This is a genomic window from Micromonospora sp. CPCC 205739, from assembly GCF_036906795.1.
Taxonomy (GTDB): Bacteria; Actinomycetota; Actinomycetes; order Mycobacteriales; family Micromonosporaceae; genus Micromonospora.
Genome location: NZ_JBAKHS010000001.1, coordinates 368637 through 380733 on the forward strand (window position 1 = coordinate 368637; position 12097 = coordinate 380733).

10 protein-coding genes are annotated in these 12097 nt (G+C 71.2%); 7 read left to right on the forward strand and 3 right to left on the reverse strand.

The window, feature by feature from the left end:
• The first annotated feature begins 82 nt into the window (after positions 1-82).
• The 3 genes from cysC (at position 83) to galT (ending at position 3598) form a co-directional block, all read left to right on the forward strand.
• Positions 83-1612 (forward strand): adenylyl-sulfate kinase, encoded by a 1530-nt coding sequence (gene cysC / locus V6U88_RS01740; protein ID WP_334449276.1) that lies wholly within the window; start codon positions 83-85, stop codon positions 1610-1612.
• A gap of 106 nt (positions 1613-1718) precedes the next feature.
• Positions 1719-2525: a DeoR/GlpR family DNA-binding transcription regulator gene (locus V6U88_RS01745; RefSeq protein WP_334449277.1), complete on the forward strand. Its 807-nt coding sequence runs from the start codon at positions 1719-1721 to the stop codon at positions 2523-2525.
• The gene (gene galT / locus V6U88_RS01750) at positions 2522-3598 is read left to right on the forward strand and encodes a galactose-1-phosphate uridylyltransferase (RefSeq protein WP_334449278.1); all 1077 of its coding nucleotides are present in this window, start codon (positions 2522-2524) and stop codon (positions 3596-3598) included. The genes V6U88_RS01745 and galT overlap by 4 nt, the downstream gene beginning before the upstream one ends.
• Positions 3599-3901: 303 nt before the next feature.
• Here galT and V6U88_RS01755 read toward each other — a convergent pair whose 3' ends face one another.
• Positions 3902-5119: an NADP-dependent isocitrate dehydrogenase gene (locus tag V6U88_RS01755; RefSeq protein ID WP_334449279.1), complete on the reverse strand. Its 1218-nt coding sequence runs from the start codon at positions 5117-5119 to the stop codon at positions 3902-3904.
• A gap of 134 nt (positions 5120-5253) precedes the next feature.
• On the opposite strand from V6U88_RS01755, the gene V6U88_RS01760 reads away from it, so the two are divergent.
• On the forward strand, positions 5254-6060 hold the full coding sequence (locus V6U88_RS01760) for an MBL fold metallo-hydrolase (protein ID WP_334449280.1): 807 nt from the start codon (positions 5254-5256) through the stop codon (positions 6058-6060).
• A gap of 186 nt (positions 6061-6246) precedes the next feature.
• Here the strand turns inward: V6U88_RS01760 and mdh are convergent, their stop codons facing one another.
• Both mdh and V6U88_RS01770 read right to left on the reverse strand, forming a co-directional pair.
• Positions 6247-7197 (reverse strand): malate dehydrogenase, encoded by a 951-nt coding sequence (gene mdh, locus V6U88_RS01765; protein WP_334449281.1) that lies wholly within the window; start codon positions 7195-7197, stop codon positions 6247-6249.
• Between the two features lie 101 nt (positions 7198-7298).
• Entirely contained in the window at positions 7299-8159 is an 861-nt protein-coding gene (locus tag V6U88_RS01770; protein WP_334449282.1) for a bifunctional methylenetetrahydrofolate dehydrogenase/methenyltetrahydrofolate cyclohydrolase, read from the reverse strand.
• Positions 8160-8572: 413 nt separating this feature from the next.
• Between V6U88_RS01770 and V6U88_RS01775 the strand changes: the two genes are divergently transcribed.
• From V6U88_RS01775 to V6U88_RS01785, 3 genes are all read left to right on the forward strand, one after another.
• Complete coding sequence (locus tag V6U88_RS01775) at positions 8573-10177, forward strand: peptide ABC transporter substrate-binding protein (RefSeq protein ID WP_334449284.1); 1605 nt, start codon at positions 8573-8575, stop codon at positions 10175-10177.
• Between the two features lie 79 nt (positions 10178-10256).
• Positions 10257-11195, forward strand: a complete 939-nt coding sequence (locus V6U88_RS01780) for an ABC transporter permease (RefSeq protein ID WP_334449285.1) — start codon at positions 10257-10259, stop codon at positions 11193-11195.
• Entirely contained in the window at positions 11188-12096 is a 909-nt protein-coding gene (locus V6U88_RS01785) for an ABC transporter permease (protein ID WP_334449286.1), read from the forward strand. Before V6U88_RS01780 ends, V6U88_RS01785 begins: the two co-directional genes overlap by 8 nt.
• Position 12097: the final 1 nt, after the last annotated feature.

Here is a 12097-nt window from a genome sequence, read left to right on the forward strand (position 1 = left end):
CCGGGCCGCAGTGGAGTGGCGCTCTCGACCGATCGCCGGTCGGCTGCGAAACTGTGTGCCGGTCAGCGAGTGAGGGGTGCGGATGAGCAACGGGTGGGTGCTGCCCGACGAGGTGCTTCGGGACGCGCCGGCGTACACGCCGCGCCCGAATGAGCTGGCCGATCTGGAGCTGTTGCTGACCGGGGCGTACGCGCCGCTGACCGGCTTCATGACCCGCGCCGACCTGGCCTCGCTGCACCGTCGGGGTCGGCTCGCCGACGGCACGCCGTGGCCGGTACCGGTGGCCCTCCAGGTGCCGGCGGCGCTGGCGGACGGGTTGAACCCGGCCGACCCGGGGCGCCGCACGCTGGTGCTCAGCGACGGCGAGGGCGCGCCGGTGGCGGCGCTGGAGGTCGCCGACGTCTGGGCGGCCCGCGAGGGTGTGGCCGGGGTGGGCGGCACGGTCCGCCGGCTCGGCGACGGCGGGCACGGCCCGTTCCAGCGGCTGCGCCGCACCCCGGAGGAGGTCCGCGCGCTGCTGCCCCCGGGCCGGGTACTGGGCGTGATCGCCGACCGGCCGCTGCACCGGCCGCAGCTGGCCCAGATCGCGCACGCCGCCCGTACCCTGGGCGCGCACCTGCTGGTGATGATCCCGGTGGGTGAGGACGGCAACGGCGGCCTGCCGCCGGAGGCCCTGGTGCGCAGCGTCTTCGCCGCCCGCGACCGGATGCCCCCGGCGACCCTGATCGCCGTGCCGATCCCGCGCCGCCGCGACGAGATCAGCGACGCCCTGCTGCGGGCCCGGATCTCCGCCGCGTACGGGGTGACCCACCTGCTCTCCACCGGCGACATGCTCTCCGGCGCCGGCCTGCGGGTGCTGGTCCCCCGCGAGCTGGCCTACGACAACCGGGACGGGCAGTGGCGCTGGCGGGAGGACATCCCGCCGCGCAACCGGCGGCTGGCGCTGAGCCAGGAGGAGATCGACGACCTGCTGGACCGGGGCTTCCCGCTGCCCGAGTGGCACACCCCGCCGGCCGTGGCCAAGGAGCTGAGCCGGGCCCGCCCGCCACGGCGGCACCGGGGCCTGGTGGTCTTCCTGACCGGCCTCTCCGGCTCCGGCAAGTCGACCATCGCGCGGGGGCTGGCCGACGTGCTGCGCGAGCAGGGCGACCGGACGGTGACCCTGCTCGACGGCGACGTGGTGCGCCGGGAGTTGTCGGCGGGGCTGGGCTTCAGCAGGGCCGACCGGGACGCCAACGTCCGCCGGATCGGCTGGGTGGCCGCCGAGATCGCCCGGCACCGGGGGGTGGGCATCTGCTGCCCGATCGCCCCGTACGCCCAGGCGCGGGCGGTCGCCCGGGAGATGGCGCTGGCGACCGGGGCCGGTTTCGTGCTGGTCCACGTGGCCACCCCGCTGGAGGTCTGCGAGCAGCGCGACCGCAAGGGCCTGTACGCCCGGGCCCGCGCCGGCCTGCTGACCGGGATGACCGGCGTCGACGACCCGTACGAGGAGCCGATCGACGCCGACATCGTGGTCGACACCACCGACCTGAGCGTCGACGAGGCCGTGCTGTCGGTGATGAACCACCTCACCGAGACCGGCTGGGTGGAGCCCCGCCTCCAGTCCGCCTGATTCCCGCCGGGCCGCCTTCCGTCGCTGCCCGCTGCGCGCTAGTGTTCATCTTTGTTGGAACACGTTCGAGCGCGTGAGAGTGCGTGGGAGCCGGAGGTGCGGGCGGATGCTGGCGCGGCAGCGGCAGGCGGCCATCCTCGACCGGGTCCGGACCGCCGGTGGCGTACGCGTCACCGACCTGGCGGCGGAGTTCGGCGTCTCCGACATGACCATCCGGCGTGACCTGGAGACGCTGCACGAGCAGGGCCTGCTGGCCAAGGTGCACGGCGGCGCCACGATCCCCGGCTCCGGCTCCACCGACGAGCCGGGCTTCCACGCCAAGTCGGTGCGGCAGCTCGCGGAGAAGGCGGCCATCGCCGCCCGCGCCGCCGAACTGGTCCGCCCCGGCGCGGCGGTCGCGCTGTCGGCCGGCACCACCACCGCTGAGCTGGCCCGCCGGCTGGTCGACGTGCCCGGGCTGACCGTGGTGACCAACTCGCTGCCGGTGGCCGAGATCATGCACGCGCAGGGCCGCCCCGACCAGACCGTGGTGCTCACCGGCGGCGTACGCACCCCGTCCGACGCGCTGGTCGGCCCGCTGGCCGTGGCGGCGATCCGCTCGCTGCACCTGGACCTGCTCTTCCTCGGCGTGCACGGGATCACCGAACGGGCCGGTTTCACCACGCCGAACCTGATGGAGGCGGAGACCGACCGGGCCCTGGTGGCCGCCGCCGACCGGCTGGTGGTGCTGGCCGACCACACCAAGTGGGGCACCGTGGGCATCTCCTCGATCGTCGGCCTCGGCGCCGCCGACGTGCTGGTCACCGACGACCGGCTGGCCCCCGAGGCGCGCCGGGTACTCGACGAGAACGTGGGAGAGCTGGTGGTCGTGGCGAGCACGGGCCGGGAGACGACGGAGGGGACGGCGCGGTGAAGCGTACGGCGATCGAACTGGCGGACGGCCGCGAGCTGATCTACTTCGACGAGCGGGACGACGCGGTCCGCGACCAGCCGGACCGGCGCGACCTGCCCGCTCCCCCGCAGGCCTCGCAGCTGCGCTACGACCCGCTGACCGACGAGTGGGTGGCGGTGGCGGTGCACCGGCAGACCCGCATCTTCCTGCCCCCGGCCGACCAGTGCCCGCTCTGCCCCACCCGGGGCGACCGGCTCAGCGAGATCCCGGCCCCGGACTACGACGTGGCCGTGTTCGAGAACCGGTTTCCCTCGCTGAGCCAGCGGGTCGCCGAGGAGCCGGCCGAGATCACCCCGTTCACCGCGGTACGCCCGGGCCTGGGCCGCTGCGAGGTGGTCTGCTTCACCGACGACCACAACGCCTCGTTCGCGAGCCTGCCGCCGCGCCGGGTGCGCACCGTGCTGGACGCGCTCGCCGACCGGACCGTGGCCCTCGCCGAGCTGCCCGGCGTCGAGCAGGTGTTCTGCTTCGAGAACCGGGGCGTGGAGATCGGGGTGACCCTGCACCACCCGCACGGGCAGATCTACGCGTACCCGTTCGTGACGCCGCGGACCCGGTCGCTGCTGGCCGCCGCCCGCCGGCACGCCGAGCGCACCGGCGGCGGCAACCTCTACGCCGACGTGCTCGCCGCCGAGCGGGCCGCCGGCGACCGGGTGGTCACCAGCAACGAGCACTGGACGGCGTACGTCCCGGCGGCGGCCCGTTGGCCGTTCGAGGTGCACGTGGCCCCGCACCGGCCGGTGCCCGACATCCCGGCCCTGACCGACGCCGAGCGGGACGCGTTCGGCCCGCTCTACCTGGACGTGCTGCGCCGCTTCGACGGGCTCTTCGACCTGCCCATGCCGTACATCTCGGCGTGGCACCAGGCGCCGGTGCGGATCGACCGGGAGCTGGGTCACCTGCACCTTCAGCTGTTCACCATCCGGCGGGCGAAGGACAAGCTGAAGTACCTGGCGGGCTCGGAGTCCGGCATGGGCGTCTTCATCAACGACATCGCGCCCGAGCGGGCCGCGGAGCTGCTGCGCGCCGTCTGACCGCTTCGGCGTCCGAGGACCGGGCCGGGGCCGCACGTCGGGGAACAGGGCGCGGGGGGCCCGGGACAGGGCCCCCCGCAGGGAAGGGACGGCTGGCTGTGCGCGACAGCCGGGAAGGCTGGCTGGTCGGCACTCGTGCCGCGAGGCGACCGCGGTCAACCTTCCTCAGACGCGACTGGCATCACGTCCACCCACTTCAACGACCCACGCCCACCCCGGTGACGCCGAGGGTGGGCGGCCCCGGGTACGACGGAGCCCGCCGGCGCGATGCCGGCGGGCTCGATCGGTGGGCCGGTACGCCGATCAGGCGCCGAGCCGACGCGCCAGGTTCTCGTCCAGGGCGGTCATGAACTCGTCGGTGGTCAGCCACGGGGCGTCCCGCGAGATGAGCAGCGCGAGGTCCTTGGTCATCTGGCCACCCTCGACGGTGTCGACGATGACCTGCTCCAGGGTGTTGGCGAACTCGGTGACCGCCGGGGTGCCGTCCAGCTTGCCCCGGTGGGCCAGGCCCCGGGTCCAGGCGTAGATCGAGGCGATCGGGTTGGTCGAGGTCTTCTCGCCCTTCTGCCACTGCCGGTAGTGCCGGGTGACCGTGCCGTGGGCGGCCTCGGCCTCGACGGTGCGGCCGTCCGGGGAGAGCAGGACCGAGGTCATCAGGCCGAGCGAGCCGAAGCCCTGCGCGACGGTGTCGGACTGCACGTCACCGTCGTAGTTCTTGCAGGCCCAGACGTAGCCGCCCTCCCACTTGAGCGCGGCGGCGACCATGTCGTCGATCAGCCGGTGCTCGTAGGTGATGCCGGCGGCGTCGAACTCGGCCTTGAACTCGGTCTCGAACACCTCGGCGAAGATGTCCTTGAACCGGCCGTCGTACGCCTTGAGGATGGTGTTCTTGGTGGACAGGTAGACCGGGTAGTTGCGGTCCAGGCCGTACCGGAACGAGGCCCGGGCGAAGTCCCGGATCGACTCGTCGAAGTTGTACATGCCCATGGCGATGCCGCCGCCGGGGAAGTTGGCGACCTCCATCTCCATCGGGGCGCCGCCGTCGGCCGGGGTGTAGGTGATGGTCACCGTGCCCGGGCCGGGGACGACGAAGTCGGTGGCCTTGTACTGGTCACCGTGGGCGTGCCGGCCGATGATGATCGGCTTGGTCCAGCCGGGGACGAGCCGCGGCACGTTGGACATGATGATCGGCTCGCGGAAGACGACGCCGCCGAGGATGTTGCGGATGGTGCCGTTCGGCGACCGCCACATCTTCTTCAGGCCGAACTCCTCGACCCGGGCCTCGTCCGGGGTGATGGTCGCGCACTTGACGCCGACGCCGTGCTCCTTGATGGCGTTGGCGGCGTCGACGGTCACCTGGTCGTCGGTCTCGTCGCGGTGCTGGATCGAGAGGTCGTAGTAGTGCAGGTCGACGTCGAGGTAGGGCAGGATCAGCTGCTCACGGATCTGCTTCCAGATGATCCGGGTCATCTCGTCGCCGTCGAGTTCCACGACCGGGTTGTTTACCTTGATCTTCGCCATCGACCGGCGCTCCTCTCGGGGGACACGTGCTCAAGCAGTACGAGCGTACTGGAAACTGACCGGCACCCCCCAGCCGGCCTCGGTCGGCCGGATAACCGGGTGCCCGGCGGGGAGATCACTGGCACCATCTCCCGATGCCACTGAGCCGTAACCTCGGGTCTATCACGGTCACCGCGCTCACCGACGGCGAGGGGCCGTTCTTCCAGCCCCGCACCGAGGCCTTCCCCGACGCCACCGCGACGCACTGGCGCGAGGCGGACCGGTGCGACCCCACCTCGGTCACCGCCGACGGCCGCTGGTGGCTGCCGTTCCGCAGTTTCGCGCTACGCGACGGCGACGGACCGGTCACGCTGGTCGACGCCGGCATCGGACCGGCCGGCTCCCCCGCCGCGAGCTGGGCGCCGGTGCCGGGGCGGCTCCCCGCCGAACTGGCCGCCGCCGGCATCGACCCCGCCGACGTCGGCACCGTGGTCCTCACCCACCTGCACAGCGACCACATCGGGTGGGCGGTCACCGGCACGCCCGGCCGCCCGTACTTCCCGAACGCCGACTACCTGGTGCAGCGGGCCGAGCTGGACGCGATGGAGACGATCAACCCGGGGCTGCCGGCCGGCCTGGCCGCCCCGTTGCGCGCCGCCGGCCAGCTCCGGGTGGTCGACGGCGACACCCCGCTCACCCCGGGGGTACGCCTGCTGAGCACGCCCGGGCACACCCCCGGTCACCAGTCGGTGCTCATCGACGCCGGCGACGAGCGGCTCCTGCTCACCGGCGACCTCCTGGTGCACACCGTGCAACTGGTCGACCCCGAGCTGGCGTACGCCCACGAGGAGGACCCGGCCACCGCCCGCACCTCCCGCACCACCCTGCTGCACACCCTGGCCGAGGGCCCCCCGACCCTCCTGGCCACCCCCCACCTCGGCACCCCCTTCACCCCCCTCTGACCCCCACCCGCACCCCCGCGCGTCGCCTGGTTGATCAAGAAGTTTGCGTCACCCCGGGTGCCGTTTCCGACGCAAACTTCTTGATCAACGCCGGGAGGGGCGGCCGGTGGGGTGCGGGGTGGGATGCGGAAGGGGGCACGCCGGTGTGCCGGCGTGCCCCCTTCGGGTGGTGCAGGTGGAGGTGGATCACATGTTGGCGACGTCGGCCTGCTTGGCGCGGACGGCCTCGGCGGCCTCCTTCAGGCTGGCCAGCTCGTCGGCGTCCAGGTCGGTCTCGACCACGCGCTTGACGCCCTCGGCGCCGATCTCGGCCTCGACGCCCAGGTAGACGCCGGAGATGCCGTACTCGCCGTCGACCCAGGCGCAGACCGGCATGACCTCGCCGGAGTCCTCCGCGACGGCCTTGGCCATCCGGGCCGCGGCGGCCGACGGGGCGTAGTACGCCGAGCCGGTCTTCAGCAGCGCCACGACCTCGGCGCCACCGTTGCGGGTCTTGACGACCAGCTCCTCGATCTGCTCGGCCGGCATGGCCTCGCGCAGCGGCTTGCCGTTCACCGTGCTCTTCGACGGTACCGGGACCATGGTGTCGCCGTGCGAGCCGAGGGTCAGCGTCTTCACGGACTTCACCGGTACGTTCAGCGCCTCGGCGACGAAGTTGGTGAACCGGGCGGTGTCGAGCATGCCGGCCTGGCCGAGCACCCGGTTCTTCGGGAACTGGGTGGCGAGCTGGGCCAGCGCGGTCATCTCGTCCAGCGGGTTGGAGACGACGATGACGACGGCGTTCGGGGCGTACTTGGCGACGTTCTCGGAGACCTGGCGGACGATCTTGGCGTTCGTCTCCAGCAGGTCCATCCGGCTCATGCCCGGCTTGCGCGGCAGGCCGGCGGTGATGACGACGACGTCGGAGCCCTCGATGGCCTCGTAGCCCTCGCCGGCCGGGCCGGTGGTGACGCCGACGACCTTGGTCTCGAAGCCCTCGACCGCGCGGGACTGGTTGAGGTCGAGCGCGAGACCCGCCGGCTTGCCCTCCACGATGTCGGTGATCACGACGGTGTCGAAGACGTCGTACTCGGCCAGGCGCTGTGCGGTGGTGGAGCCGTAGAAGCCGGCCCCGACGACAGTGACCTTCTTACCCATGGTCGTCCCACTCCCTGATACCAGTCGGTTTTCCGGACCGTATCAGCCATCCTGGCACCGAACCGGGTAGGGGCGGACGGTTATGACACCGATGGGCGCGCTCAGCCCCGCTCCGCCCGTTCCACCACGTTCGTCAGGAGCATGGCCCGGGTCATCGGGCCGACGCCGCCGGGCATCGGGACCACCTTGCCGGCCGCCTCGGCCACCTCCGGGTCCACGTCCCCGGTGTAGCGGCCCTTGCCGTCCGCGCCGATCACCCGGGTGATGCCGACGTCCACCACGGTCGCGCCCGGAGTGATCATGTCGGCGGTGAGCAGCCCGGGTACGCCCGCCGCGACGATCACGATGTCGGCGGCGCGGGTATGCGAGGCGAGGTCGAGGGTGCCGGTGTGGCAGAGCGTCACGGTGGCGTTCTCGCTGCGCCGGGTGAGCAGCAGGCCCAGCGGGCGGCCGACGGTGTTGCCCCGGCCGACCACGGCCACGGTCGCGCCGCGCAGCGGCACGTCGTACCGGCGGAGCAGCTCGACGATCCCGCGCGGGGTGCAGGGCAGCGGGCCGTCGTAGCCGAGCACCAGCCGGCCGAGGTTGACCGGGTGCAGGCCGTCGGCGTCCTTGTCGGGGTCGATCATCTCCAGCGCGCGCTGGGTGTCCAGGTGGGCCGGCAGCGGCAACTGGACGATGTACCCGTGACAGGCCGGGTCGGCGTTCAGCTCGGCGAGGACCGCGTCGACCTGCTCCTGGGTGGCGTCGGCGGGCAGCTCGCGGCGGATGGAGGCGATCCCGACCTCGGCGCAGTCCCGGTGCTTGCCGTTGACGTACGCCTGGGAGCCGGGGTCGGCCCCGACCAGGACGGTGCCGAGACCGGGGGTGATGCCCCGCTCGGCCAGGGCCTTGACCCGCGTCCGCAACTCGTCCTTGATCTCCGCCGCGGTCGCCTTGCCGTCCAGGATCGTCGCCGTCACGTCCAGATCGTCTCACGGCGACCGGCCATGGTTGGGACGACGGCAAACCGTGACGTTCCGTTAGGTGGGCTTCATCACCCAGCGTCACCCCATGTGGATCCGACCACAAGCCGAGGCGGACACCGGATCATCAGCCGGCACAGAGCGGACAGCCGGATGGCAACCGCGCAGGCTGGTCCGGAGTCGGCGGCAGGCCCGGGAAGCCGCACCAGAAAGCGACATTGAGCAGCACATACGCTGCTTCACACGTAGCAGAGGCGGCGGGAGGCGACAAGACGGGAGCGGGCCATCCGTTACTGGTTCGCAACGCTCTCGTTGCCGAAGCGGCCGTACCGACCTACCGTTGCCCAACGTTGCGCAGCGTCACCCAGCACCGGGCCTGACCGCGCAGCGTGAGGAGACGAGGAGACTCAATGCGAGTTCGTAGGCTTGCCGCCTGGACCGCTCTCCCGCTCGCGGTGACGCTTGGCCTGGTGGCCTGCGGCTCGGGCGGCGACAGCGGATCAGGGCAGAGCGACCCCAACGCGGCCGTGCGGATCGAGATCGCCGAGCCGCAGCACCTGGTGCCCACCAACACCAACGAGACCAGTGGTTCGCAGGTGCTCGCCGCCCTGTTCAGCCCGCTGGTCGACTACGACGAGGCCAACAAGCCGTACGAGGTGGCGGCCGAGTCGGTGACGTCGTCGGACAACAAGGTCTGGACGGTCAAGCTGAAGGACGGCTACACCTTCCACAACGGTGAGAAGGTCACGGCCGACAACTACCTCGACGCCTGGAACTACGGCGCGTACGCCCCCAACGGCCAGAACTCGAGCTACTTCTTCGAGAAGGTGGCCGGCTACGAGGACCTCCAGGGCGAGAAGCCGGCGGCGAAGACGCTCTCCGGGCTGAAGAAGGTCGACGACCTGACCTTCACCGTGACGCTGACCGAGCCGTACAGCGAGTTCAAGACGATGCTCGGCTACACGGCCTTCTACCCGCTGCCGAAGGCAGCCTTCTCCGCCCCGGGCGTGCTGGCCGAGGGCTACGAGCAGGCGCCGATCGGGCAGGGCCCGTTCAAGATCAAGGGCACCTGGCAGCACGACGCCAAGGTCGAGGTCGAGAAGTACGACGCCTTCCCCGGCGAGAAGCCGAAGGTGGCCGGCGTCGAGTTCCGGATCTACCAGCAGCCGACCGCGGCGTACGCGGACGTGCTCTCGGACAACCTGGACGTCATCAAGACCATCCCGACGGAGAACCTGTCGACGGCCGCCACCGACCTCGGTGACCGGTTCCAGCAGAGCCCGGCGTCGTCGCTGCAGGTGCTGGCCTTCCCGACGTTCCAGAAGGAATTCAGCAACCCTGAGGTCCGCAAGGCGATCTCGATGGCGATCGACCGGGACGAGATCACCAAGTCGATCTTCAAGGACTCGCAGCAGCCGGCCCGTTCCTTCGTCTCGCCCGTCGTGGCGGGTTACCGGGAGAACACCATCGGCGCGGCGGGCGAGTTCGACCCGGCCAAGGCCAAGGCGATGTACCAGGCCGCGGGCGGCCCGTCCACGATCGAGCTGTCGTACAACGGCGACGGCGGCCACAAGGACTGGGTCGACGCGACCTGCAACCAGCTCAAGGCCAACCTGGGCGTGGAGTGCGTCGGCACCGCCGAGCCCAAGTTCGCGGACCTGCTGACCAAGCTCAAGGCCAAGCAGCCGGTCGGCCTGTTCCGGATGGGCTGGGTCATGGACTACCCGTCCATGGAGAACTACCTGGGCCCGCTGTACAGCAGCAACGGCTCCTCGAACTACTACGGCTACAGCAACCCGGAGTTCGACAAGCTGCTGGCCGAGGGCGCCAAGGCGCCGAGCGAGGACGAGGCGATCAAGAAGTACCAGGCAGCGGAGGACCTCCTGGCCGAGGACCTGCCGGTGATCCCGCTCCGGTACGGCCAGAACAACTTCGGCCACTCGACCAAGGTCAAGAACGTGGAGATGGATCTCTTCGACCGGATCGACCTGCTGAAGCTCGAGGCCGTCAAGTAACAGCGCTCAACGGGTCGGGCCACCGTGCGGTGGCCCGACCCGCCCGCGCCCTTTGCCCCTTTTCAGAGAGATTTCAAGTATGTTCCGCTTCATTCTGCGGCGACTGCTCCAGATGGTCCTGGCCTTCTTCGGGACCACGCTGATCGTCTACGCACTGATGTTCGCCGGTCAGGGCGACCCGATCCAGGCGCTCGCGGGCGAGCGTCCGGTCACCGCCGCCCAGCGGGCATACCTGACGCAGAAGTTCCACCTCGACCAGACCGGGGTCGGCGGCTTCTTCTACCGCTACTTCGACTACATCTCCAACCTGCTCCGGGGAGACCTGGGGCAGTCGCTGACCGGCCGGCAGATCAGCGACATCCTCGCCGCCGCCTGGCCGGTGACGGTCAAGCTGGCGCTCATCGCGATGGCCGTGACGATCCTGTTCGGCGTCACCGCGGGGGTGCTCGCCGGCATCCGCCGGGCCAGCATCTTCGACAACTCCACCCTGGTGCTGACCCTGCTGGTGCTCGGCATCCCGACCATCGTGCTGGCCCCGCTGGCGCAGTACTTCCTCGGCGTCAAGTGGCAGCTCTTCCCGCCCACCGCCGGCGCCGAGCCCAACCTGTACGCGCTGCTGCTCCCCGGCATCGTGCTCGGCTCGCTCTCGCTGGCCACCGCGCTGCGGCTGACCCGCACCTCGGTGGCGGAGAACCTGCGCGCCGACTACGTCCGGACGGCCCGCTCCAAGGGCCTGGTCAAGCGGCGGATCGTCAGCGTGCACGTGCTGCGCAACTCGCTCATCCCGGTGGTCACCTTCCTCGGCGTCGAGCTGGGCAACCTGATGAGCGGCGCGATCATCACCGAGGGCGTGTTCAACATCCCCGGCGTCGGCTTCAACCTCTTCCGGGGCATCCGCACCGAGGACGGCCCGCTGGTGGTCGGCATCGTCAGCGTGCTCGTCGTGGTCTACCTCCTCTCCAACCTGGTGGTGGACGTCCTGTACGCCGTACTCGACCCGAGGATCCGCTATGAGTGACATTGCAACCGTGGCGGCGACGGAGCAGGTCGGCGCGCCGCAGAAGGCCCGCAGCCTGGCCGGCGACGCCTGGCGCGACCTGCGCCGCAACCCGATCTTCTGGATCAGCCTCACGCTGGTCGTGGTGGTCGCCGCGATGGCCGCCGTGCCCTCGCTCTTCACCGCCAACGACCCGCGCGACTGCCTGCTCTCCCGGCAGCACGCCGGGGCGTCCGGCGGGGCCGTCTTCGGGTACGACTTCCAGGGCTGCGACACGTACGCCCGGGCGGTCTACGGTGCCCGCGCCTCGCTGCTGGTCGGCGCGCTCTCGGCGCTGCTCACCGGCATCATCGCGCTGGTGGTCGGGATGCTGGCCGGCTACTTCGGCCGCTGGGTCGACGCGGTGCTCTCCCGCGTGATCGACATCGTGCTCGGCATCCCGCTGCTGCTCGCCGCCATCGTGCTGCTCAAGCGGGTCAGCACCAGCAGCGACAACGTCCGGCTGTTCGCGGTGATCTTCGTGCTGGCGGTGCTCGGCTGGACCACCGCCGCCCGGGTGGTCCGCTCCTCGGTGATCACCGCCAAGGAGCAGGACTACGTGGCGGCGGCCCGGATGCTCGGCGCCGGCAACGGCCGGATCATGTGGCGGCACATCCTGCCGAACGCGCTCGCCCCGGCGATCGTGGTGCTCACCATCGCGCTCGGCTCGTTCATCGCCGCCGAGGCGACCCTGAGCTTCCTCGGCATCGGTCTCAAGGCCCCGACCATCTCCTGGGGCATCGACATCGACGCCGGCCGGGTGCACATGCGCGAGTCGGCGACGCCGCTGGTCGTGCCGTCCGCCTTCCTCGCGCTGACCGTCCTCGCCTTCATCATGCTGGGCGACGCCATCCGCGACGCCTTCGACCCGAAGCTGCGGTGAA